The following is a 23368-nucleotide window of genomic DNA, read 5'->3' on the forward strand; positions in this document are numbered from 1 at the left end:
TTGCCAATCTTGCCATCAACATGTTTGATTTATGTTGATGGCAAGGTCTTTATTTAGCCGGTATTGCGCAAACCTGCCGCAATGCCTGCAATACTGACCATTAAGGCATGATCGACAGGGCTATGCTCAGTTTGATGTTCCGCTAAATACAGACGACGACGTTTCATTAACTCTGCTTGCAGTAAATGTAAGGGTAATAAATACGGTTTACGCACCTGCATAGATTGGTCAAGCACTTCATTATTACTCAAAAGCTTAGACTCCCCTTTAAGACTGAGCAAGGTATCTACGGCATTTTGTAGACGTTGGCGTAATTCAACCCCCAAGTTTTTTAAGTCCTGATCTTGGGTGAGATGAGATTCATAGTACAACGCAATATCTGCATCAGATTTGGATAAAACCATTTCTAGCATATCAATTAAAGTTTGGAAATACGGCCACTGTTCAAGCATTTCATTTAAGGTGTTTTGGTGTTGTCCATGTACCTGATTGATCGCCGTGCCTGTACCCAACCAAGCGGGCAGCATCAAGCGGATTTGTGTCCATGCAAATACCCAAGGAATCGCTCGAAGAGATTCTATGCCACCGCTGACTTTGCGTTTGGCTGGGCGTGAACCAAGCGGTAGCATTTGTAATTCTAACTCAGGCGTGACCGTGCGTAGATAACTGACAAAATTCGGATTTTCACGCACAGTTTGTCGATAAACCTGTACCGATAAATCAGTCATTTGATTCATTAAGTCTCGCCATTGTTTCTTTGGCTCTGGCGGTGGCAATAACGTTGCTTCTAAAGTTGCCGCTGTATAGATTTCCAAATTTTGTAGCGCGATGCCTTCTAAACCAAATTTAAAGCGAATCATTTCACCCTGTTCAGTGACACGAATTGCGCCAGAGATTGAGCCTGGTGGTTGTGAGAATAAGGCTTGTTGTGTTGGTGCACCGCCACGACTGATTGAACCGCCACGACCATGAAATAGAGTCAATTGCACCCCATGTTCTCGAGCGACAGCGGTGAGTTCTTCTTGCGCACGATATTGCGCCCAGTTGGCCGACATAAAGCCCGCATCCTTTGCCGAGTCTGAATAGCCGATCATCACTTCATGTTTACCCTGAATATGCTGTTTATACCAATGCATATTGAATAAGGTATTCATGGTTTTGGCTGCGCCATCAAGATCTTTTAAAGTTTCAAATAAAGGCACCACTCGAAGAGGATGTTGGATACCAGCTTCTTTTTGTAAGAGTAAAACAGCTAAGACGTCACTTGGATATTCTGCCATCGAAATAATATAGGCACCCAAGCTCTCAGCTGGTTGTTCAGCCAAAGTGCGCATGGTCGCAAAGACTTCAAGCACATCAGGATGTTGAATCAAGCTGCCTTCGGGTTCATTAAAATATTTAGGCAGTAAAGGGCGTTTACTTTGTAGTTCCTGAATAAGGAAGTTTTGACGAGCCTGTTCAGTCCATGATTCAAAATTGCCTAGACCTAGATATTCAGTGATCGCTGAAATGGCTTGACGATGCCGCCCTGATTCTTGGCGAATATCGAGTTTGAGTAACTCAATTCCAAAGCAATTGATTCGGTAAATGAAATCCAGTAACTGGCCATTGGCAATTTCGGCTAGATTGCTATCAATCAGGGAGCGATAGCACAGCAATAAAGGCTGTAATAGTTCATCTTTAGTTTTGATGATTTGGCTGTCATCAGCTTCATGGCCTTGTAAGCGTTGCCCCAACCAATAGCGGGTGGCTTTTAAACGTTCACGGGTGTCGCGCAGATATTCACGATATGGTTCAGGGTGTTCATAGCCTAATGCTTGAGTCAGTTCCTCAGAACAACTTTGAATGGACAGTTCCCAACGCAGATTTTCAATATCACGCAAATACAAATCAGCAGCTTGCCAACGTGATAACCATAATACTTCTTGGGTGACTTGATGGGTGACATTGGGATTGCCATCACGATCACCGCCCATCCATGAGGCAAAGCGAATTGGTGCGATATTGAGCGGTAAATTTTGTTCACAATGCTGTTGAGTCAGTTCATTCAGCTCACGAATAAACTTAGGTACGGCATTCCACAAAGTTTGTTCAATTGTTGCAAAGCCCCACTTTGCTTCATCGACAGGGGTCGGGCGATGTTGGCGAATTTCGTCTGTCTGCCAAGCTGAACTGACCAATTGTTTCAGGGTGGCGATGGTTTGTTGGCGTTCACGAGGTGTTAGTTTTTGCTGATCCAGTTGAGATAGGCAATCGGTAATATCATCATATTTTTGAATCAAGGTACGACGACTGACTTCGGTTGGATGCGCTGTAAGTACCAATTCAATTTTTAAATCGCAGATTTGTTCGAATAATTGTTTTGAGTTGATCTGCTCAGTTTTGAATTTTTCAAATAAATGTGACAAAGGATTTGGATTAGGGGCTTGTTCGTCAAACTCAGCCTGACGACGATTACGCACCACATGATATTGTTCCGCAATGTTGGCGAAGTTCAGAAAATGTGAGAATGCGCGAGTCAGCGGCAAAATCTCTTCATCTTTTAAACCGAGAAACAATTGTTCGAGCTGTTTTTCTGCTTCGATCTGGCCGTCACGTGCACCTTTGGCTAATGCGCGAATTTGTTCAATCTGATTAAACAAATCTTGCCCAGCATGTTGCTTTAAGGTCTCTCCAAGTAAATTGCCGAGTAAGCGGACATCTTCACGTAATGGAGCAGTGATTTGCTGAATCATTCTAATTCTCCTGTTGTTCTCACTCGACTATAGCGCGATTAGGAGACATTCCAAGAGCAGAACGTAAAAAAATGTGAATTTTCTCTAAATTGTCGGTTGATATTTAAGCAAAAAAATCTCGATGGCATGTTGAATAATCTGATCGATTTCATTCGCCGTGGGCACTGGGGCTAGACCCAGTAACACCTGTTGATGACGGATACCTAACATCAGCGAGATGATTAACTCTGTTTGCTTGAGTGGCGCGTCTGCCTGAATAAATTTAAAGGCGATAGCTTGCTCAAAAAAATCACACCAGACATGACACATGCGGGTATGTGAGGCATCAAAAAACTGTTGGGTGAGGGGGCTTTGTTCAGCCGCGAGTTCAAACAGCACCCGATCCAGCTTCATCGCTTCAGGCAGGTAAATAATGCTTAAGGCACGCTGACACATTAAATATAGTGCCTGCCTAAAGTCGGACTCAGGTGTGAGTTCAAACTGTTTCGCCCGAATCGATTCTTCACAGCTTTCTTCAATGGCGCAGATAAACAGGTTAGCCTTGTCCTGAAAATGGTTGTACACCGTGAGTTTAGTCACGCCTGCTTGTTTGGCAATCTGATTCATATTGGTGGCGTGGTAACCCATTTTTAAAAAAATAGATTTTGCAGCCTGTAAGATTTTGGCTCTTTTTTCTAAATCTTTAGGGCGACCACTGTGAATTTGCACGTTAGCTGTCTCATTTAATTCAATTCAAAATCAAAATGCTAGATTTAATTTTTAATTAGTGTACTCATGAGTATATTAATTAAAAAATAAACAATCTATCATAATGTTCATATTGTGCCTTAAAAAATCAATTTGAATAAGAGCGAAACAGAGATGAATCTGCTAAATCATGTAATTGTGGGGTTGCTCGTACTCAGCAGTGTCACTTTAACAGCATGTCAAAAAGAGGTTCCCAAGACTGAGGAAATACCTTATGTCATGGTGACGCAGCCGAATACGAATCATATCGATCAAAAAAGTTATGCAGGTGATGTTCAAGCCAAGCAACAAACCGCATTGGCATTTCGTGTTGGGGGGCAAATTACCGAACGTTATGTTGAGGTCGGGGATCGGGTCAAAGTCGGACAGGTTTTGGCTAAACTAGATGTCAAAGACGCACAATTGCAAATGAACGCTGCCAAAGCGCAATTGCAAAGTGCTGAAGCAGCAGCAAAAATTGCGGCTCAAGAATATCAGCGTTATCAACAGTTATTACCTGTCAATGCAGTGAGTCGCTCACAATTTGATGCGGTGAAAAATCAGTATGAATCTGCTCAAGCAGGGTTACAGCAAGCGCGTTCTAATTATGAAGTGTCTTCAAATCAAACCGGTTATAACCAACTTATTTCGAATAAAAATGGCGTGATTACTCAACGTCAAATTGAAATTGGACAAGTAATTGCGGCAGGTCAACCTGCCTATCAACTCGCAATTGAAGGTGAGCGAGAAGTCGTGTTTGGCGTACCTGAGCAGGCCGTCAGTACCATTAAAGTCGGGCAACCTGCTTGGGTCACTTTGTGGTCTCAGCCAGAAGCACGTTTTGCGGCAAAAGTCCGTGAAGTGTCACCCGCTGCAGACCAATCGCGAACATTCACCGTGAAAGTTTCATTGCTTGAAGGGCAATCGAGTATCCAACTGGGGCAAAGCGCTCGGGTATTCTTTGTCGCAAATGAAAATAATGTATTGAGTGTGCCTCTATCCAGTGTCACTGCCAATGATCAACAAGCCTATGTCTGGGTCGTGAATAGTAATCAAACTTTACGTAAAGTCCCAGTGACGTTGGGTACTTATGGGCGTGACAGTGTGCCTATTCTGTCAGGTCTAAAAGCTTCAGATTGGGTTGTGGTTGGTGGTGTGCATCTATTACGTGACCAGCAAAAAATTCATCCTGTAGATCGTGATAATCGCGCAGTCACGGTTAAAACAGGAGGTTAAGCATGAAATTTAACCTTTCAGAATGGGCGCTTAAGAATAAGGGCATCATTCTCTACTTTATGCTGTTGCTGGGCATTGTCGGGGTGATGTCGTATTCCAAGCTGTCACAGAGTGAAGACCCACCCTTTACTTTCAAAGTGATGGTAGTACAGACCTATTGGCCAGGCGCAACCGCACAGGAAGTTGCAACGCTGGTGACAGATCGTATTGAAAAAGAACTGATGACCACAGGGCAATATGAAAATATTCGGGCATATTCACGGCCTGGGGAATCTATGGTCACGTTTATTGCTAAGGATTCCTATCGTTCTGAGCAGATTCCTGACGTTTGGTATAACGTGCGTAAAAAGGTCAATGATGTCCGTTCACAACTTCCAAGCGGTGTACAAGGCCCATTTTTTAATGATGAATTTGGTGATACCTTCGGCAATATCTATGTTTTAACGGGTAAAGATTTTGACTATGCGGTAATGAAAGAATATGCCGATCGTTTGCAACTACAACTGCAACGGGTCAAAGATGTCAGCAAGGTTAATTTGGTGGGTCTACAAGATCAGAAGATCTGGATCGAATTATCCAATACCAAAGCTGTTCAGCTCGGTGTCCCTGTCACAGCCATTCAGGAAGCGATTCAGAAGCAAAATGATATGGCAGGTGCAGGTTTCTTTGAAACAGGTACAGACCGTATTCAAATCAGAGTTAGCGGACACTTACATAGTGTCGATGACCTGAAAAAAATGCCGTTGTTGGTGGGCGATAAAACCATTCAATTGGGGGATGTTGCTGAGGTCTATCGCGGCTTTAGTGAACCTGCTCAACCACGTATGCGTTTTATGGGTGAGAATGGGATTGGTATTGCGGTGTCCATGCGTAAAGGTGGAGACATCATTGCATTGGGTAAAAATTTAGAAACCGAATTTAACAGTCTACAAAAAAGCTTACCTTTGGGTATGAAACTGCAAAAAGTTTCAGACCAACCTGTTGCAGTACAACGTAGTATTCAAGAGTTCTTAAAAGTTTTAGCTGAAGCGGTCATTATCGTTTTATTGGTCAGTTTCTTCTCACTCGGTTTTCGTACAGGGCTTGTTGTTGCATTGTCGATTCCATTGGTTTTAGCAATGACCTTTGCTGGAATGAGTTTATTTGATGTCGGCTTACATAAGATCTCATTAGGCGCATTAATTCTTGCGCTGGGTTTGTTGGTCGATGATGCCATTATCGCCGTGGAAATGATGGCGATTAAAATGGAACAGGGTTACAGCCGATTAAAAGCGGCAGGTTTTGCATGGCAAACCACCGCTTTTCCAATGCTCACAGGTACATTGATTACCGCAGCAGGTTTCTTGCCAATTGCCACGGCACAATCTGGAACAGGTGAATACACACGTTCTATTTTCCAAGTCGTGACGATTGCATTGATCGTTTCATGGATTGCTGCTGTTTTATTTGTTCCTTATTTAGGTGAAAAATTATTACCTGATTTCACCAAACAGAATCAACAAGCGGCATGGTATTTACGTTTATGGGCAAGGTTACGCAAGCAACCTACACCAGTGGTTGAGTCGCATGGTCAGCATCATGATCCTTACCAATCCAAGTTCTATCAATCCTTCAGGCATATCGTCGAAATCTGTATTACCTATCGTAAAACGGTGATTGCTATTACGGTCGGTATCTTTGTATTGTCTGTTGCGATGTTTAAGTTGGTACCGCAACAATTCTTCCCACCATCGAATCGTGCAGAAATTCTGGTGGACTTAAAACTGGAGGAGGGGGCTTCACTAACGGCGACAGAACAAGCAGTACATAAGGTAGAACAATTCCTATCCAAACAAAAAGGGATTGATAATTATGTCGCTTATGTTGGAACAGGTTCACCACGTTTTTATTTACCTTTAGACCAACAACTCCCACAAGCCAGTTTTGCTCAATTTGTAGTCTTGGCTTCTTCTCTTGATGATCGTGATGAAATCCGTCGCTCTTTAGACAAGCAGATTAAGCAATTATTGCCACAGGTTCGTACTCGTGTGTCTTTACTCGAAAATGGTCCGCCTGTGGGTTATCCATTGCAGTATCGGGTCTCAGGTGAAGATCTGGCAACGGTTCGGGCAGAGGCACAAAAAGTGGCTAAGGTGCTGAGTGAAGACCCAAATACCACCAATGTGCATCTGGACTGGGGTGAACCAAGCAAGATCATCGCCATTGACATTGATCAGGACCGTGCTCGTCAAATGGGTGTTTCCAGTGTTGATTTAGCTAATTTCCTAAACGCTTCTGTGACAGGGGCGGTGATGAATCAATATCGTGAAAAACGTGAACTCATTGAAATTCGTTTACGTGGTGATAAGTCAGAACGTGTCGAAGTGGCTTCGTTAGCAAGTTTAGCTGTGCCAACCACCAAAGGCACCACTGTACCTCTAGCGCAAATAGCAAAAATTGAGTCACGTTTTGAAGAAGGTCTGATTTGGCATCGGAATCGTCTACCAACGATTACAGTTCGCGCGGATATTCGAACCAATTTACAACCTGCAACAGTGGTTCAGCAATTGGCAGACAAAATGCAAGCTTTACGTGCTGATTTACCCAATGGTTACTTAGTGGAAGTCGGTGGTACGGTTGAAGAGTCTGCAAAAGGTCAAAATTCGGTGAATGCAGGCATGCCATTATTCTTGGCTGTGGTGATGACTTTGCTGATGATTCAATTACGTAGTATGTCACGCGCAACGATTGTTTTATTGACAGCACCTCTTGGTTTGATTGGCGTTGTTGCATTCTTACTCCTGTTTAATAAGCCTTTTGGTTTTGTCGCGATGTTAGGGACAATTGCTTTATCTGGAATGATTATGCGGAATTCATTGATCCTGATTGATCAGATTGAACAAGATATTCAGGCTGGACATACGCCATGGGATGCGGTGATTGGTGCCACCATGCGCCGTTTCCGCCCGATTGTGTTAACCGCACTTGCCGCAGTACTTGCGATGATTCCATTATCACGCAGTATTTTCTTTGGTCCGATGGCTGTTGCGATTATGGGAGGCTTGATTGTTGCCACCTTGTTGACCTTATTTTTCTTACCTGCACTCTATGCCGCTTGGTTTAGAGTAAAGAAAACAACACAATTATCGTAATTATTTTATGAATAAAGGTGCGAAATATTGAAAATTTCAATATAGTAGCACCTATATTTAAAGACCAAAAAATAATTGAATTTCATTGCATGATTGGTTTGGCAAAATGCGATGAATGAGGTGATCTAGAGCATGGGGCAAGACAATATTGCGCAGCATCGCCGCTATGTGGCGATTTCCTACGTGTTCATGTTTCTTGCATTATTTACAATCGTGTTTGCAGTGTTTGCGTATCTGCTGGCACGAAAAGTTGCGACTGCGAATAATGCTGAAGTATGGATACACGCGCATGCACTGTGGATTATGCGTAATGTGCTGCTGTTTATTCTAATGGCTTTCTTTGCTGCCCTGTGGTTTATTCCACTGTTCTTTTTTGCATGGGATAGTGCATTGTGGGTGACAGGAATGACCGTTGCAGGTGTGATTTTCAGTGCAATCGCATGGTTGTTTTTATTAAATGCATGGATCAAAGGTGTTGCTAAGTATTTTAAAAATAAAGCGGTATTCTAATTTTATCGCTTTTTTATTGTGCTAGACCTTGTAAATTTATAGTAGTGCCCATATTAAGGCTCTGTTGACTTTGTTAATAAAATGTCAACAGAGCTTATTTATTTGTAGAGATTGAACCAATTCCGTGAGGAGCATCGCCAACCATGGCTAAACGTGATTATTATGAGGTTTTAGGCGTTTCGAAAACCGCAAGTGATGATGAGATTAAAAAAGCCTATCGTAAGTTGGCGATGAAATATCATCCAGATCGTAACCCAGACAATGCTGAAGCGGAAGAAAAGTTTAAAGAAGCAGCAGAGGCTTACGAAGTACTTTCTGATGGCGAAAAACGCAGCATGTATGATCGTGCTGGCCATAGCGCTTTTGAGGGCGGTTTTGGTGGCGGCGGTGGCTTCGGTGGTGGTTTTAGTGCAGAAGACATCTTTAGCCAGTTTGGTGATATTTTTGGTGGTGCTTTCGGTGGTGGCGGTGGTCGCCAACAACAACGCCAACGTCGTGGCTCTGATCTTCGCTATGTGATGGAATTGACGCTTGAAGAAGCAGTCAAAGGCGTGAAAAAAACGATTACTTTTACTGCACCAGCGCCGTGTGAAAGCTGTGATGGTAAAGGTTCTAAGAATCCAAATGATGTTGAGACGTGTCGTACCTGCCATGGTGCTGGTCAAGTACGTATGCAGCAAGGTTTCTTCTCGGTTCAACAAACTTGTAGTACTTGCCGCGGTCAAGGCAAAATTATCAAAAACCCTTGTAATACTTGTCATGGTTCGGGCGTTGCCGATCGTCAACAAACGCTTGAAGTCACTATTCCTGCAGGTGTGGACAACGGCGATCGTGTTCGCTTAACAGGTAAAGGTGAAGCGATTCGTGATGGTCAAGCGGGCGATTTATACGTTGAAGTCGTAGTTCGTGAACACGAAGTCTTCCAACGTGACGGTGCAGATCTCTATATGGATGTGCCAGTCAGTATTGCTGATGCTGCATTGGGCAAAGAAATTGAAATCCCGACGCTTGATGGTCGTGTCAGCTTAAAAATCCCAGAAGGTACTCAAACAGGTAAGCTATTCCGCTTACGTGGTAAAGGTGTTCGTCCTGTACGTAGCAGCATGGTCGGTGACTTATTGTGCCGTATCGTGGTAGAAACACCTGTGAATTTAAACAGTCGCCAACGTGAATTGTTGAAAGAATTACAAGCGTCGTTAGATGGTGATGGTCATGCTGCATCACCAAAGAAAAAATCTTTCTTTGATCGCTTGTTTGATTAATTAGCATCAATAAAAAACCTGCTGCGGCAGGTTTTTTTATGGGATTTTTTTAGCGTAGACACAGAGTTTTGCTATAGTAGCTCAATTGTTTAAATAAAAGACTAGGAAAAATTATGTCGACTTCTCCACGCATTGGAATCTTGGGTGCAGGCGGACGCATGGGGCGTATTCTGATTCAAGCAGTACAACAAGCAGGCTACCAACTGGCAGCAGCTGTTGAACGTCCAGAAAGCAGTTTGGTGGGTGCAGATGCAGGGGAACTTGCAGGGATTGGCAACATCGGCGTCAAGATTGTGGGAAGTTTAAGTGAAGTTTTAAAAGACTGTGATGTCGTGATTGATTTCACTGCGCCTGTTGCCACTGAACAACACTTAAAGTTATGTAGTGAGGCAGGTGTTGCAATGGTGATTGGCACCACAGGGATGTCGGATGAACAAAAGGCTTACTTAGATGAAACCGCAACACAGACTCCAGTCGTTTATGCTGCTAACTATTCAGTTGGTGTGAATGTTTCAATCAAATTATTAGAGCTTGCAGCGAAAGTGTTTGGTGATAGCGTTGATATCGAAATCATCGAATCACACCACCGTCATAAAGTGGATGCGCCATCTGGTACTGCATTTATGATGGGCGAGGCGATTGCAGATACTTTAGGTCGTGACTTGAAAACGGATGCTGTGTATTGCCGTGAAGGTCATACAGGTGCTCGTGAGCGTCAAAGTATTGGCTTTCAAACCATTCGTGGTGGCGACATCGTCGGTGAACATACCGTGATGTTTATTGGTGAAGGTGAACGTGTTGAAGTCACACATAAAGCGACCAATCGAATGAATTTTGCTTCAGGCGCTGTTCGTGCGGCTGCATGGGTCGTCGGTCGCGAAGCTCGTAAATATGATATGAAAGATGTTTTAGGCTTTAACGAGATTGAAGTTTAAAAGGTACTTTTTTTGTACTAATAAAAGAGCTTGTTGAGTTTTCTTTCTGATAGAGATACAACAAGCTCTCGCCATCATTACAACAATTGAGCATGACATGAATAAAAAGCATATTGTTCTTGCTACACTGCTAAGTGCGACAAGTTTAGTCGTCAGTGCCGCAGAAGCACCTAAACTGAGTTTACATCGCAATAATATTAAAGTTTGGACCTACCAAACAGAGAATAATCCGGTCTTTCAGTACAAAGCAGAAACGACTTTTGATGTACCTTTGGAACGGGCAGTTGCGGTAGTACTTGATGTTGAACGCACACCCCAATGGGTACCTTATGTTGCTAAGGCACAGCTTTTGTCTCGGGATGAAAAGAAAGGCGAATTTACCCTGTATATGCTGTTAGATTTCCCATTTCCTTTGAAAGACCGTGACTTGGTTATTAAAGGCAAAATGAATAAAAATGCTGATGGCAGCATTAGTATTAAGAATAACGCGATTAAAAATAGTTACCCTGAACAACCTGATGTGATTCGTTTGAATCAATATACAGGAGATTGGACGTTCCAAAGACTTGCCAATAATAAGGTTAAAGTTATGACTAGTGGTTATGCCGACCCAGCAGGTTCGATTCCATTGAGTTTTGTGAATATGTTTGTGCAGCAGCAACCGTATCAAATGCTGATGAAGATGAGGAAAGAAGTGAATAATCCATTCTATGCACAACCACATTTGCCTGAATTGCTTAAATAAATCTAAGAGTAAAAAGCCTGATTCAATCAGGCTTTTTTATGCACTGATACATTAGCCAGCTTGCCACCGAAGGGATGAGCAAACTCGAAAAACCATCCCTATCCAGACCAGCATCAGGGTGATAAAGATCGGTGAGCAGGATTAAACTCAACCAAATTGAGCGATACACAGATTGTTCACTTAATCTTTTTCACTATTCTGTTGATGGCTGCCATTTTGCGATGATTATTGTTGCTAAAAAATAGATGAATCTGCAAAATATAGTTGACTAATTATCAATAATTAACGAGGTGGCAATGAAATCTACGGTAGAAGAACTACTTGCTTTTATGACCATTGTCGATACAGGATCGTTTATTGCTGCTGCTGAGCGGCTTGGACAGACGGCATCGGGAATGAGCCGCTCTCTCAGTCGTCTAGAGTCAAAGCTTGGAGTCACCTTGCTAGAGCGCACGACTCGAAAGTTAAAAATGACCCAAGAAGGACAACAATTTTTACAACATGCGCGTAAAATTCTCAGTGATTTAAGTGCAGCTGAAGAAGCTCTAGAAAAATCGGGTCAGGATACCTCGGGTGTGATTCGGATTGACTCAGCCACGCCGTTTATTCTGCATGTCATTACACCATTGGTACATAAGTTCAGACAAAGTTATCCCAATATTGAGATTGAGCTGAATAGTAATGATTTAGTGATAGATTTATTAGAACATAAGACTGATGTGGCGTTTCGTTTTGGTGAATTACATGATTCCAGTCTGCATGCGAAATTGGTGTGTAAAAGCCGAATTTATATTGTTGCCAGTCCTGAATATTTACAGCGTAAGGGGAGACCTGTACAAGCTCAGACATTAATTGAGCATGATGTGATTGGCTTCACCCGTCCCACTTATATCAATACTTGGCCCATTAAAATTGATGGTGAGTATTTTCAAGCCCAACCGAAAATAAAAGCATCGAGTGGCGAAACTGTTCGACAACTCTGTTTGCGTGGGCAGGGCATTGCCCGATTATCAGAATTTGAAATCTGGCAGGATATGAAAGAAGGGCGCCTTGAAGCGCTATTTGAAGATCAGATTGAGCACTCTTATCAAAGCATCCATGCTGTGTATTATCAACAAGCGCATTTGCCGAAACGGGTTCGCTTATTTATTGAGTTTTTGACTGAGCAGTTAAGTCATGGATTTTCGGTTTGCCAATAGTTTGCTCAGGTAATTGTAATTCCAGCATCTGAACAATTTGTCCTGTCGGCTGCTTGATTGCCAGCGCGATATGCTGTTGTTGCTGACATACAAACTCCACTGTCGGGAGTAGCAAATTCGGCATGATCACGCCATTTTCGGTCGGTTGTTTATAGGTCAGCCTGAGTGTACTTTGCTGTGCCTGCGTCTGCACTTTTTCCAGCCGCCAAAATTCATAAGTCTGTTGATTCTGGGTTTTTAAATAACCCTGTGCCAAATCAGCATTTTCTGCGTTTAAATGCGGGGCATGCGTTGACCACCGAAATCCGCCAAGCAATTCAACAGTTGGCGGATTGGGTGAGAGAGCGTATGTCGTCGGTTTTAAATTAATCAAAGTCTGCTTTAAGTACGATCCGATAACGTACTTGACCTGAATGCAGTCGTTCAATGGCTTCATTGAGTTGAGACATTGGAAATAGCTCAATTTGTGGCGCAATATTTTTACGTGCGGCAAATTGTAGTAGTTGACGCAGTGCTAAAGGTGACCCAGTTGGTGAAGCTGTAATCGATTTGGCACCACTCATGATAGTACCTACAGAAACTGGAATAGGCTCTAAGGTAATACCCAAGAAATGCATACTACCATTCGGTGCCAAGGTATTGAGATAGGCTTGCCAATTCAGAGTTACATTGACGGTGCTAAGCAATAGATCAAATTTGCCACGTTGCGCTTTGATCGCTTGAGCATCACGACTATTCACCACATGGTCAGCGCCCATGGCTTTGAGTTCTTCAGTTTTGTCTGGATTTGAACTAAATGCAGTAATCTCACAACCCCAAGCTTTAAGTAGCTTGATGGCCATATGCCCTAAACCACCAATCCCAATGACACCGACGTGATGTGTTGCTTGGATCTGATGTTTAAGTAAAGGATCAAACACGGTAATGCCGCCACAAAGCAATGGTCCTGCACTCTCAGGATCCAAACCCTCTGGTAGAGGAATGACCCATTGCCAACCTGCGCGAACTTTTTCTGCAAAGCCACCCGCATGACCAACGATAGTCGCAACGCTGCCACCGGTACATAAAACTTGATGACCACCAATACAAGGATCGCATGCTTGGCAACTTTCAGCTGTCCAACCAATGCCAACACGTTGACCAAGTTTCAGTCCTTTGGCTTCTGAACCGAGTGCGATAATTGTGCCAATAATTTCATGTCCAGCGACAGCAGGATAAACCGATGAATGCCATTCATTATTGATCACAGACAAATCTGAGTGACATAAACCGCAGTATTCAACTTTAACTTCAACCTGATGTGGCTTTAATTCACCTGCATCAAATTGATAAGGAACCAATTGCTCTCCTGCTTTCATTGCAGCATAAGCACGAATTTGGTTATTGCTCATTCGATAACTCCTTGGAAAGCAAAATAAATTCGTATTATTTAAAATGACAGTGATTTTCGTGATCGTTGACCATTCCTACCGCTTGCATGAACGCATAACACGTTGTGGGACCAACAAATTTAAAACCACGTTTTTTCAGTGTTTTTGAAAGTTTTTGACTGATTTCGGTTTGTGCAGGTGCATCACGATAAGGAATGACATCGTTATTTGAAGTCTGATGGTCAACAAAGGCCCATAGCCAATCAGATACATCACCAACTTCATTTTTGAGTTGCTGCCATGCAATTGCATTGTCTCGAATCGCTTTAAGTTTACCTAGATGACGAATTAATCCTGCATCACTCAGTTTGTCTTCGAGTTGATCATCAGTAAACTCTGCAATCTTAGTAATTGGATAGTGAAAGAAGTGTGAACGGTAATTCTCACGCTTTTTTAGCACCGTAATCCATGATAATCCAGCTTGTTGACCTTCAAGACAAAGCATCTCAAATAATCGATTTTCATCTTGTTCTACTTTGCCCCATTCTTCATCGTGGTAGCTAATATAGAGTGGATCATTGGAGCACCAGCCACAGCGTTGAATCGTCATATTTGATGCTTCCTATTGTTATTCATATAAAATCATGAAAGTGTGAATGTCACCCATTCATTTGGGCGAGTATCCCAATAATACAGTTCAGCTGTATTTAAATCAGTAAATTTAAGCCAAAAGTCTTTACCAGATTTATCTGCAAATCCTGTGCTAATCAGCAGAGCATCTTCGGTAATCTCCATAATCCAGCCTTGATAGCTTGTACCATTGATGATGATTTTTTGCTGATTTCCAGACTCTGCAAATTTAACCAGTCGTTCAATCAATGCTTCTGACATTCTATGTTCCTAACGTAAATATGAGTATGGATTGACTGCTCCACGCCCTTTGCCATTTAAATAAATACCATAATGTAAATGTGGGGCAGTCGTACGAGCATTGCCTGTATTGCCCACATAGCCAATCAGGTCGCCCTTATGAACATAGTCTCCCACATTAAGACCACGTTTATGACCATCTAAATGGGCATAGTAGTGCCAAGAACCAGATGGTCCTAGAATCCAAATGATTTTGCCACCTAAATTATTATTACGTAAATCAGCGACTAACCCTTCGGTAGCACTATACACTTTCGTCCCACGCTCCGCCATGATATCAATCCCTTCGTGGTTACGTCCTTGGCTACGTGCAGCTCCCCAAGTATCCCGTAATTCACTTCGATTGACACCTTTGACTGGGACTGGCAAACGGCTGTCTAAACGCAGATTTTTAAGTTTATTGATTTGAGTGGCTGGTAGGGGCGTAGGCTTGTTAGGTGTTGTCGTACATGCAGAAATTAGAATAGCCAACAGACTAATCACGATAAATGGAATCGAAAGACGCACACAAACTCCTTGTGATTTCGATTTACAGCAATTAAGTAGAGGAGGTCTTTTGTTTTGCTGTAATCAATTTTTTCATGGCGGTTGGAATGCCTTTGGCAATCGCAGCCTCTGGACTTAGCCACACTCCATTTAATTCGATACTGAGCTGTTCTTTTTGATCATGTTCCACGTGGAACAGTTGTTCATGCAGTATCCATGTAAAGTGAGTAAAACTATGACTAATCTGTAGTGATGATACTTGAGCTTGGAGCTTAAATTGCTGTTCAATCTGTTGTAATTCGGTTGCCTGTTCAATGATAGGCAGACAATACAAACCTCCCCATAGACCGTGGGCTTCACGTTGTTGCCAAAGCCACTCATGACCTGATTGAATTAGGAGCACATTCGCCGCTTTAACAGGGACAGGTTTTTTTGCTTTTTTAAATGGTAGTTCTTGTTCTAAACCTTGTTGATAGGCCTGACAGTGTTGCTGCATCGGGCAGTATAGGCATAGGGGGTTTTTCGGGGTACAAATCGTTGCACCCAAATCCATGATTGCCTGGGTATAGTCATGGTTGCGCTGTTCAGGACAAAGCTGCTCGGCAATCTCCCAGAGCTTGCGTTCATTTTGTGGCTTGGATAAATCATCTTTAATCGCAAAAAAACGTGCTAAAACTCGTTTCACATTGCCATCCATAATGACGCCATATTGTCGTAAGCCAAGAGACATTAATGCACCAGCGGTTGAACGGCCAATGCCTGGTAATTCAATCCATTGTTCTAATGTTTCAGGAAACGTTCCTTTCTGCTTTACGATAACAGCGGCTTTGTGCAGATTGCGTGCACGGGCATAGTAGCCTAAACCAGCCCAATAAGGGGCAACCTCATCCCAACTGGCCTGACCAAGATCGTCTACGGTTGGAAATCTTTCGATAAAGCGATCAAAATATTGCAGAACAGTTTTAACTTGAGTCTGTTGTAGCATGATTTCTGACACCCACACTTTGTAGGGATCATCAGCGACTTGCCATGGTAAATCGTGGCGGCCATGTTGGTCGAACCACGTGAGTAGTGCATCAGAAAATGAGAAATCAGACATGAATCAGAACAATCAAAAGCAGAGGCTTAGTATAATGAAAATATAATCGTGGACTCATTTAAATGATAAAAACATTTGTTCGTGTGTAGGAGACATAAATGCCACCTACACAGAATGAAGTCTTTGTGAAAGTTTATGCCAATATTTTGAATCAGGTTAAATGTTTATCTAGTAATTCATACATGGCTTCTAATCCTTGATGTTCAGCTTCGGCGTTATAGCCTAAGTCAACATTATTTGCTTTAGCTCGCTCATCTGCGAGGGGATTACTAAAGCCATGTTTGGCATTTTCAAAAATAATCACTTCATGATCGACTTCTGCATCGTGCATTTCCTGACGGAAGCTTGCGACATCATCTAAAGAAACCATGGTGTCGATCTCACCGTGTAATACAAGAATTTCAGCCTGAATCTTTCCTTTTTGTGCAGGTGCTTTCGGGCTTAAATTCGCGTGGAAGGTCACCACAGCTTTCAAATCGGCACCAGATCGCGCCAAATCCAGAACAACTTTACCACCATAACAAAAACCAATTGCTGCCAATTTTTCAGTATTGACCTCTGGTTGTGCTTTTAAAGCATCTAAGCCTGCTTGAGCACGCTCAACCACGGTGTCTACATGATCAAATGTTTGCATCATCCATGCAGATGCTTGAGGAACATCAGAGGTAACTTTTTTGTCTCCATACATATCAATCGCGAGAGCGGCAAAACCGTGTTCTGCAAGTTCACGCGCACGTTGCTCGGTATATTCGGTACGTCCCCACCATTCTGGAGCAACAATAACTCCTGCAACTGGTACATCTCGGATAGGTGTCGCAAAATATCCAATAAGGCGTTGACCATCTGGTGCGGTATATTCAATTTCACGCGTTGTAATTGGAAATCTCATTTTTTAATCCTGATCTATATTTTCAATGCTTTGATTAAAGCATAAAAAAGCAAAAAATTGATGATGCTAGCGGAAAGACAAATTTTTATTCGGCTGAAATGATGATAATAAAAAAAGAAGAATACGGCGATTCTTCTTTTTTCTTTCTGAATTTTTATTTCTCTTTAAACTAAACTTTACCGCGTGATAAGAAACCCACTACAGCAAGAATAGCCGCGACCACTAATAAAATGACGGCAAAGTCTTTGGACAAACCAGCAACACCACCAAAACCTAATAAACTGGCGATTAATGCAATCACTGCAAAGATAATAGCCCAACGGAACATATTACTTACTCCTAAATTTATCGTTATGAGATTACTATAGCGTGTATTTTTTGACCCAAATGTGGTGTTTCTGTGGTTGAAATGTTCAATAACTTAAGTATTGTTAATCGCTTAAGTCGCTTGGAAAACAGCTTGATTGAGAATAAATGTTATAATCAACACAAATTTTTAAAGCCTAAAACATTTGTCATGTCTACCGAATTGCGCGCTAACTTTTGGAAACTATATCCACTTGATCAGTTGAATAATACTGAGTGGGAGGCATTGTGTGATGGTTGCGGTTTATGTTGTTTGGTTAAGCTTGAAGATGAAGAAACGGCAGAAGTCGCATATACCAAAGTTGCATGTAAATTATTAGACTGTAAAACTGCACGTTGTTCTGATTATCCGAATCGTCAACAGTATGTTGTAGATTGTATTCAATTAACACCTGAACGATTGCAAACAATTACATGGTTACCTCCTAGTTGTGCTTATCGTCGTTTGAATGAAGGTAAAAATTTACCGTCATGGCATTATTTAAATACGGGCTCACGTCAGAGTGTGATTAAAGCGAAGAAATCAGCAGCCGGCCGCTGTATTCCCGAAGATGAAGTCGATCAGGAACAGATAGAGGACTATATTGTACGCTGGGTGCGTTAGATCTTGATATATTTCTTATAACTGTGTTTTTTATCAATAAAAAACAATACTTTTGCAGTATTTTATCTATACATTCCCATATGATGAACACTGAGAGGTCGATGTGGTTTGAGAGCCTCTTTGTTTGAATGAAATGGGTTTGGGAAATAGACATGATCGCATCAAGAATGCTTTTTTTACTTGCAGGGCTTTTATCCTGTAATTCTTCGATTTGGGCAAAACCGCTCAGTGAGCAGCAAGTTAGGGAAATTGTAGATCAACAATTTAAACCATTATTAGATCAATATAAGATTCCTGGATTAGCGGTCGGTGTCACATTCGATGGTAAGCATTATTTTATCAATTATGGCTTGGCATCAAAATCAAACCAACAACCCGTAAGTAACCATACTTTATTTGAACTTGGCTCAGTCAGTAAGACCTTTAATGCAACTTTGGCAGGTTATGCGCAGGCGAAAGGGCAGTTATTATTGTCGGATCATCCCGCCAAGTATTTCCCAGAATTAAAAAATACCGCAGTGAATAAAGCTACGATTTTAAATTTAGGTACATATACTGCAGGTGGCTTTCCGCTGCAATTTCCAGATGAAGTTGTTAGTCAGCAGGACATGCTTCAATATTTTCAAAGATGGCAGCCAAAGACCAACGTTGGTACGGCACGACAATATTCAAATCCAAGCATTGGTTTGATGGGGTATATCACGGCATTAGCATTGAAAAGACCCTATAGCGAACTGATTGAAAAAACATTGCTACCACAATTGGGAATGACACAAAGTTTTATTCGAGTACCCGAACAGCAGATGTCACAATATGCGTGGGGTTATAAAAATGATCAACCCATTCGCGTTTCTGCGGGGATGTTGGATGCTGAAGCTTACGGAGTGAAAAGTAGTAGTTCCGATATGCTGAAATTTTTAGATATTCAAATTCACCCACAAAAGCTAAAACAGTCCTTAAGAGCAGCGGTTGAAACAACGCATGTGGGATATTTTAAAGTTGGTGCGATGACCCAAGGGCTAGGCTGGGAGCAATATGCTTATCCTGTTAAGCTTGAAACACTTGTACAAGGTAACTCCAGCAAAATGGCTTTAGAAAGTCATATCGTCACCCCGATCAAACAACCAAAGCGTGCTCCAGCAGCAACATTGTTTAATAAAACTGGTTCAAGTAATGGCTTTGGTGCCTATGCTGCATTTATACCACAGCAGAAAATTGTGATTGTGATGCTCGCTAACACTAATTTTCCGAATGAAGCTCGAATTACTGCAAGCTACCATGTCATGCAGCAGTTACTTCAAAAGAATACTGCGCAATAGAATGTCGCGTGGTTGCAGATTCAAATTGTAGATTTGAACCAGACGCAATAGACTAGGATAAAACAGTATAAAGTCCGTGATGATGTCAGATACGCATATTCCTTTACCTGAACGCTTACGCCCTCGTGATTTGTCCGAAATCATCGGGCAAGATCATTTGCTCGGTGAGCATGCACCGTTACGCCAAATGATTGATCAGGGGCATTTGCCTTCGATTATCTTTTGGGGGCCGCCAGGGGTGGGTAAGACTACAATTGCTTTGTTATTGGCACAGGCAGTTGATCGCCCTTTTATTAGTTTATCTGCATTAAATACGGGCGTAAAAGAGCTGCGCGAAGTGATTGCGGAAAGTGGTGATCTGCTTACGCCAGTAGTGTTTATTGACGAGATCCACCGTTTTAATAAGTCGCAGCAAGATGCCTTACTGGGTGCGGTGGAGAAAGGCAAAATTACCCTGATTGGGGCCACCACAGAGAATCCATCCTTTGAAGTGAATAGTGCACTGCTTTCTCGTTGTCAGGTTTATACCTTAAATAGTTTGGATGCTGATGCGATTCAAACCCTGATCAATAAAGCCATTCAAAGTGATAAGTTTTTGAAAGAGCGTTTTATTCAGATTGAAGAATATGATGCGCTGATTCAATTTGCTGCGGGTGATGCACGTAAAGCGCTTAATTTGATTGATTTAATTGCCAGTACTTTTGAGGCAGACGTTGAAAATATCGTGACCAATGCAATTGTGGTTAAAGTCGCACAGCAGAATATTGCACGTTATGACAAATCAGGTGAGCAGCATTATGATTTGGTTTCGGCATTTATCAAATCGATTCGTGGTAGCGATGCGGATGCGACCCTATATTGGATGGCACGCATGCTCAAAGGTGGTGAAGACCCTGTTTTTATTGCACGTCGAATGTTGATTGCAGCATCGGAAGATATTGGCAACTCGAATCCGAATGCCTTGTTGTTGGCAGGTGAGTGTTTCCGTTCAGTACAAGCGGTCGGTATGCCTGAAGCACGGATTATCTTAGGTCAATGTGCCGTATATCTCGCAACCAGCCCGAAAAGTAATAGTACCTATCTCGCCATTAACCGAGCTTTGGAGCTTGCCGAAAAAACTGCGAATTTACCTGTGCCGTTGCATCTACGTAATGCGCCAACCAAATTGATGAAGCAACAAGGTTATGGCGTGGATTATCTCTATCCGCATCATTATCCTGAGCATTTTGTTTTACAGGAATATTTGCCGCCTCAGTTGCGGGGTACGAAGCTGTATGAGCGAGCCTTAAATAAACGTGAAGTTGAAGCCGAACGTTTGCAGCAACGCCGTTGGCAGCAGGAACAACAGCAGCAATGATATGACGATCTTGTTCCAATCTCTGATTTGAAAGGATAGCTTGGGCATTCTTTTTTTTGTAAGCGCCCCTAGACAGGTCAGGGAAAAAGGTCGCATTATCGCCGTTTATCACGGATGATAAAGTTCCATCAATGTCCACCCAAAAAATTAATGCTGCGGAAAGTATTCGGGGTCTGGCCTGCCTTGCAGTGGTGTTATCGCACCTGTCGCTGACATTCTTTCCACAACTGCATAATTTTGGAGAAAGTGCGGTTCCGCAATATGCTTTTTTCGCCCAGTTGCATAACTCACCACTGGCATTTTTCTATTCAGGAACAGGCGCGGTTTTTGTGTTCTTTGTCCTGAGCGGCTATGTCTTGAGCCTTTCCAGTTTAAACAAGCCAAATGCAACTGAACGATTAAAAAAGTCATTGTTGAAACGTTATCCACGTTTGGCTATTCCCGCGTTTATCTCTTGTATTATTGCCTACCTCGTGTGTTTCCTTCCTGTTGATGTTTCGCATGTTTCTGAATGGGGGGCCGCTTTGGCAAATCCACATCCAAAATTAAGTATAGCTTTGTATGAGGGCAGTATCGGAGCCTTTTTATTTGGGGACTCAAGCTATAACTGGGTGTTGTGGACGATGCAGATTGAGCTGCTCGGTTCATTGGTAATTTATTTCGCCAGTTATTTTTATAGCAAACGACCGATGCTTGCAGGTCTGTTCTTGCTGTTGAGTATTGCGACAGCCTATACGATTTCACAAACAGTATTACTCGGTATCCTGAGTTTTATTTTAGGTATGGGTTTACTTCTATATGCATCAGAATTAGCAACAGGCCTATCTGTGTTGCTATTCACGCTGGGGCTATATTTCTGTGGTGCGCATAACGAGAGTTTGAGTTATCGGATTTTTGCTCAATTTTTAGGTGAGCAAACCTACGATTATCTGAATTTTATTGGCGGTTTTTGTATCGTGTATGCGGTATTAAAAGGCAAATGGTTAGCACAATTTTTTGATTCACCATTTTTAGTTTTCTTAGGCAAGATCTCATTTTCTATTTATTTAATTCATCTTGCTGTGATTTATGCTTTAGCAATTCCTTGTTTTAATCTATTTCATATTCAATTGGGTTTTTCGTATTGGGTAGCGGGTCTGTGGGCGAGTTTGTTTACAGTGATGATAAGTATTGTTTTAGCTACTCCCTATAGTCGCTATGTGGATGATATTGCAATTAAAGTCTCTAGTAGGCTTACAAAGATATTTTAATTTCACAGTATTCATTTCGTCCTCAAACGATTCGTGACGATCAACTGGATCAACTGAAAGCCTTGGATATTATTCCATCTTTCTTCTCATTGCATACGTTCTATTGGGGGATTGGCATCGTCAACAAACCTTAGGTGAGGCGAGAGCAGCACGCATTTCACCAACGGCAAGTGCTTTGAAGAAACAGCTTATTTTTACAGAGCATCATGATGCCCCTGTTGTGCCGCCGAATAGTTTGATGATGTTAGATGCAACTGTAAATCGAGTGACACGCAGTAATTATGTATTAGGTGCAGATGAGTGCGTGAGTCCCTATATGGCTTTAAAATCGATGACGGATTGGGCAGCTTATCAATATTTTGAAGATGAACATAAGGGCACGATAACTTAAGGGAATCTGATTGATCAGAAACTGGGAAATTAGATAAACCAATAAAAAACCAGCCTAGTCAGGCTGGTTTTTTATTAAGAACGGCGGCTTAAGGCTTAGATATTATCTAAGTTAATGCCTAAACGTGCAGCAACTTCTTCATAAGCCTCAACCACACCACCTAAACCTTGGCGGAAACGGTCTTTGTCTAATTTTTTCTTGGTGTCTTTATCCCATAAACGGCAACCGTCTGGAGAGAATTCATCACCCAATACGATACGATCGTGGAATACACCGAATTCAAGTTTGAAATCAACAAGAATCATATTACCTGCATCGAATAATGCTTTCAGTACATCATTCACTTGGTAAGTCAGTTCTTTCATTTTTTCAAGTTGAGGTGCTGTTGCCCAACCTAAAGCAATTGCTTGAGATTCATTGACCATTGGGTCGCCAAGCGCATCATCTTTGAAGAACAATTCAAATGTTGGTGGTGTTAACTCTTTACCTTCTTCAACACCTAAACGGCGGCATAATGAACCTGCTGCGTAGTTACGAATAACACATTCAACAGGGATCATTTGTAATTTCTTCACAAGCACTTCTGTTGGAGAAAGTAACTTTTCAAAATGAGTTTCGATACCCGCTTCAGCCAACTTTTCCATGATGAAGGCATTAAAACGGTTGTTCACCTTGCCTTTACGATCTAGTTGCTCAATTTTTTCGCCATTGAATGCTGATGCATCATCACGAAAGACTAAAATCAGGTGGTCAGCATGATCTGTTTCATAGACAGATTTTGCTTTACCAGTATAGAGCAAGGTTTGTTTTAACATGGGGGAACCTTTT

The 23368-nt window shown here is 42.1% G+C and carries 23 protein-coding genes and 1 pseudogene; 13 read left to right on the forward strand and 11 right to left on the reverse strand.

Features of this window, described 5'->3' with window-relative positions:
• Positions 1–53 precede the first annotated feature (53 nt).
• Together ppc and CDG59_RS02825 are read right to left on the reverse strand one after the other, a co-directional pair.
• Positions 54–2735 (reverse strand): phosphoenolpyruvate carboxylase, encoded by a 2682-nt coding sequence (gene ppc / locus CDG59_RS02820; RefSeq protein ID WP_087543475.1) that lies wholly within the window; start codon positions 2733–2735, stop codon positions 54–56.
• Between the two features lie 84 nt (positions 2736–2819).
• A complete protein-coding gene (locus tag CDG59_RS02825) occupies positions 2820–3443 on the reverse strand; it encodes a TetR/AcrR family transcriptional regulator (protein WP_087543477.1) in 624 nt (207 codons plus the stop codon).
• A 153-nt stretch (positions 3444–3596) separates the two neighbouring features.
• Here CDG59_RS02825 and CDG59_RS02830 point away from each other — a divergent pair, with 153 nt between their 5' ends.
• The 7 genes from CDG59_RS02830 to CDG59_RS02860 all read left to right on the forward strand — a co-directional run bounded on the left by CDG59_RS02830 (position 3597) and on the right by CDG59_RS02860 (position 12479).
• Positions 3597–4697 carry an efflux RND transporter periplasmic adaptor subunit gene (locus CDG59_RS02830; RefSeq protein ID WP_087543479.1) on the forward strand — a complete coding sequence of 367 codons (1101 nt, stop codon included), beginning with the start codon at positions 3597–3599 and terminating at the stop codon, positions 4695–4697.
• A 2-nt stretch (positions 4698–4699) separates the two neighbouring features.
• Positions 4700–7828, forward strand: coding sequence for an efflux RND transporter permease subunit (locus CDG59_RS02835; protein ID WP_087543481.1), 3129 nt, complete (start codon positions 4700–4702; stop codon positions 7826–7828).
• A gap of 132 nt (positions 7829–7960) precedes the next feature.
• Positions 7961–8338 carry a hypothetical protein gene (locus tag CDG59_RS02840; protein WP_087543483.1) on the forward strand — a complete coding sequence of 126 codons (378 nt, stop codon included), beginning with the start codon at positions 7961–7963 and terminating at the stop codon, positions 8336–8338.
• A 143-nt stretch (positions 8339–8481) separates the two neighbouring features.
• Entirely contained in the window at positions 8482–9600 is a 1119-nt protein-coding gene (gene dnaJ / locus CDG59_RS02845; RefSeq protein ID WP_005157098.1) for a molecular chaperone DnaJ, read from the forward strand.
• Between the two features lie 113 nt (positions 9601–9713).
• Positions 9714–10535, forward strand: a complete 822-nt coding sequence (dapB, locus tag CDG59_RS02850; RefSeq protein ID WP_087543485.1) for a 4-hydroxy-tetrahydrodipicolinate reductase — start codon at positions 9714–9716, stop codon at positions 10533–10535.
• Between the two features lie 97 nt (positions 10536–10632).
• Positions 10633–11280: an START domain-containing protein gene (locus CDG59_RS02855; RefSeq protein ID WP_087543487.1), complete on the forward strand. Its 648-nt coding sequence runs from the start codon at positions 10633–10635 to the stop codon at positions 11278–11280.
• A 296-nt stretch (positions 11281–11576) separates the two neighbouring features.
• Positions 11577–12479, forward strand: coding sequence for a LysR substrate-binding domain-containing protein (locus CDG59_RS02860; protein ID WP_087543489.1), 903 nt, complete (start codon positions 11577–11579; stop codon positions 12477–12479).
• On the opposite strand, the gene CDG59_RS02865 is transcribed toward CDG59_RS02860, so the two are convergent.
• Positions 12427–12672, reverse strand: a complete 246-nt coding sequence (locus tag CDG59_RS02865) for a hypothetical protein (protein ID WP_227519101.1) — start codon at positions 12670–12672, stop codon at positions 12427–12429. The two genes, CDG59_RS02860 and CDG59_RS02865, sit on opposite strands and share 53 nt — an antisense overlap.
• On the opposite strand from CDG59_RS02865, the gene CDG59_RS15270 reads away from it, so the two are divergent.
• Positions 12657–12848 carry a hypothetical protein gene (locus CDG59_RS15270; RefSeq protein WP_171294975.1) on the forward strand — a complete coding sequence of 64 codons (192 nt, stop codon included), beginning with the start codon at positions 12657–12659 and terminating at the stop codon, positions 12846–12848. The two genes, CDG59_RS02865 and CDG59_RS15270, sit on opposite strands and share 16 nt — an antisense overlap.
• Here CDG59_RS15270 and ahr read toward each other — a convergent pair.
• The 7 genes from ahr to CDG59_RS02900 form a co-directional block, all read right to left on the reverse strand.
• Positions 12845–13870, reverse strand: a complete 1026-nt coding sequence (gene ahr / locus CDG59_RS02870; protein ID WP_087543493.1) for an NADPH-dependent aldehyde reductase Ahr — start codon at positions 13868–13870, stop codon at positions 12845–12847. The two genes, CDG59_RS15270 and ahr, sit on opposite strands and share 4 nt — an antisense overlap.
• A gap of 34 nt (positions 13871–13904) precedes the next feature.
• On the reverse strand, positions 13905–14459 hold the full coding sequence (locus tag CDG59_RS02875; protein ID WP_087543495.1) for a DNA-3-methyladenine glycosylase I: 555 nt from the start codon (positions 14457–14459) through the stop codon (positions 13905–13907).
• Positions 14460–14491: 32 nt separating this feature from the next.
• Positions 14492–14740, reverse strand: coding sequence for a hypothetical protein (locus CDG59_RS02880; protein ID WP_087543497.1), 249 nt, complete (start codon positions 14738–14740; stop codon positions 14492–14494).
• Between the two features lie 9 nt (positions 14741–14749).
• Entirely contained in the window at positions 14750–15286 is a 537-nt protein-coding gene (locus CDG59_RS02885) for a M23 family metallopeptidase (protein WP_087543499.1), read from the reverse strand.
• A gap of 31 nt (positions 15287–15317) precedes the next feature.
• Positions 15318–16364 (reverse strand): A/G-specific adenine glycosylase, encoded by a 1047-nt coding sequence (gene mutY / locus CDG59_RS02890; RefSeq protein WP_087543501.1) that lies wholly within the window; start codon positions 16362–16364, stop codon positions 15318–15320.
• A 151-nt stretch (positions 16365–16515) separates the two neighbouring features.
• On the reverse strand, positions 16516–17253 hold the full coding sequence (locus tag CDG59_RS02895; protein ID WP_087543503.1) for a dienelactone hydrolase family protein: 738 nt from the start codon (positions 17251–17253) through the stop codon (positions 16516–16518).
• A gap of 169 nt (positions 17254–17422) precedes the next feature.
• Positions 17423–17581, reverse strand: a complete 159-nt coding sequence (locus CDG59_RS02900) for a DUF1328 domain-containing protein (RefSeq protein WP_004878181.1) — start codon at positions 17579–17581, stop codon at positions 17423–17425.
• Positions 17582–17770: 189 nt separating this feature from the next.
• Between CDG59_RS02900 and CDG59_RS02905 the strand changes: the two genes are divergently transcribed.
• From CDG59_RS02905 to CDG59_RS02925, 5 genes and pseudogenes are all read left to right on the forward strand, one after another.
• Positions 17771–18223, forward strand: a complete 453-nt coding sequence (locus CDG59_RS02905) for a YcgN family cysteine cluster protein (protein WP_087543735.1) — start codon at positions 17771–17773, stop codon at positions 18221–18223.
• A 152-nt stretch (positions 18224–18375) separates the two neighbouring features.
• Positions 18376–19542 (forward strand): class C beta-lactamase, encoded by a 1167-nt coding sequence (gene ampC, locus CDG59_RS02910; RefSeq protein WP_227519102.1) that lies wholly within the window; start codon positions 18376–18378, stop codon positions 19540–19542.
• Between the two features lie 82 nt (positions 19543–19624).
• A complete protein-coding gene (locus tag CDG59_RS02915; RefSeq protein ID WP_171294979.1) occupies positions 19625–20899 on the forward strand; it encodes a replication-associated recombination protein A in 1275 nt (424 codons plus the stop codon).
• A gap of 131 nt (positions 20900–21030) precedes the next feature.
• Positions 21031–22149 carry an acyltransferase family protein gene (locus CDG59_RS02920; protein ID WP_087543508.1) on the forward strand — a complete coding sequence of 373 codons (1119 nt, stop codon included), beginning with the start codon at positions 21031–21033 and terminating at the stop codon, positions 22147–22149.
• A gap of 23 nt (positions 22150–22172) precedes the next feature.
• Positions 22173–22537 (forward strand): annotated as a pseudogene (locus CDG59_RS02925) (amidohydrolase family protein); the annotation flags it as partial.
• Between the two features lie 98 nt (positions 22538–22635).
• Here CDG59_RS02925 and purC read toward each other — a convergent pair.
• Positions 22636–23355: a phosphoribosylaminoimidazolesuccinocarboxamide synthase gene (purC, locus tag CDG59_RS02930; protein WP_087543510.1), complete on the reverse strand. Its 720-nt coding sequence runs from the start codon at positions 23353–23355 to the stop codon at positions 22636–22638.
• Positions 23356–23368: the final 13 nt, after the last annotated feature.

Source organism: Acinetobacter sp. WCHA29 (assembly GCF_002165335.1).
Lineage (GTDB): Bacteria > Pseudomonadota > Gammaproteobacteria > Pseudomonadales > Moraxellaceae > Acinetobacter.

What these genes read in the sequence shown, in the direction of transcription:
- ppc (WP_087543475.1), bottom strand. Translation starts at nt 2,735, where the DNA reads ATGATTCAGCAAATCACTGCTCCATTACGTGAAGATGTCCGCTTACTC.
- purC (WP_087543510.1), bottom strand. Translation starts at nt 23,355, where the DNA reads ATGTTAAAACAAACCTTGCTCTATACTGGTAAAGCAAAATCTGTCTAT.
- CDG59_RS02840 (WP_087543483.1), top strand. Translation starts at nt 7,961, where the DNA reads ATGGGGCAAGACAATATTGCGCAGCATCGCCGCTATGTGGCGATTTCC.
- CDG59_RS02855 (WP_087543487.1), top strand. Translation starts at nt 10,633, where the DNA reads ATGAATAAAAAGCATATTGTTCTTGCTACACTGCTAAGTGCGACAAGT.
- dnaJ (WP_005157098.1), top strand. Translation starts at nt 8,482, where the DNA reads ATGGCTAAACGTGATTATTATGAGGTTTTAGGCGTTTCGAAAACCGCA.
- CDG59_RS02900 (WP_004878181.1), bottom strand. Translation starts at nt 17,581, where the DNA reads ATGTTCCGTTGGGCTATTATCTTTGCAGTGATTGCATTAATCGCCAGT.
- CDG59_RS02875 (WP_087543495.1), bottom strand. Translation starts at nt 14,459, where the DNA reads ATGACGATTCAACGCTGTGGCTGGTGCTCCAATGATCCACTCTATATT.
- CDG59_RS02880 (WP_087543497.1), bottom strand. Translation starts at nt 14,740, where the DNA reads ATGTCAGAAGCATTGATTGAACGACTGGTTAAATTTGCAGAGTCTGGA.
- CDG59_RS02905 (WP_087543735.1), top strand. Translation starts at nt 17,771, where the DNA reads ATGTCTACCGAATTGCGCGCTAACTTTTGGAAACTATATCCACTTGAT.
- CDG59_RS02830 (WP_087543479.1), top strand. Translation starts at nt 3,597, where the DNA reads ATGAATCTGCTAAATCATGTAATTGTGGGGTTGCTCGTACTCAGCAGT.
- CDG59_RS02915 (WP_171294979.1), top strand. Translation starts at nt 19,625, where the DNA reads ATGTCAGATACGCATATTCCTTTACCTGAACGCTTACGCCCTCGTGAT.
- CDG59_RS02920 (WP_087543508.1), top strand. Translation starts at nt 21,031, where the DNA reads ATGTCCACCCAAAAAATTAATGCTGCGGAAAGTATTCGGGGTCTGGCC.
- CDG59_RS02860 (WP_087543489.1), top strand. Translation starts at nt 11,577, where the DNA reads ATGAAATCTACGGTAGAAGAACTACTTGCTTTTATGACCATTGTCGAT.
- CDG59_RS02895 (WP_087543503.1), bottom strand. Translation starts at nt 17,253, where the DNA reads ATGAGATTTCCAATTACAACGCGTGAAATTGAATATACCGCACCAGAT.
- mutY (WP_087543501.1), bottom strand. Translation starts at nt 16,364, where the DNA reads ATGTCTGATTTCTCATTTTCTGATGCACTACTCACGTGGTTCGACCAA.
- ampC (WP_227519102.1), top strand. Translation starts at nt 18,376, where the DNA reads ATGATCGCATCAAGAATGCTTTTTTTACTTGCAGGGCTTTTATCCTGT.
- dapB (WP_087543485.1), top strand. Translation starts at nt 9,714, where the DNA reads ATGTCGACTTCTCCACGCATTGGAATCTTGGGTGCAGGCGGACGCATG.
- ahr (WP_087543493.1), bottom strand. Translation starts at nt 13,870, where the DNA reads ATGAGCAATAACCAAATTCGTGCTTATGCTGCAATGAAAGCAGGAGAG.
- CDG59_RS02835 (WP_087543481.1), top strand. Translation starts at nt 4,700, where the DNA reads ATGAAATTTAACCTTTCAGAATGGGCGCTTAAGAATAAGGGCATCATT.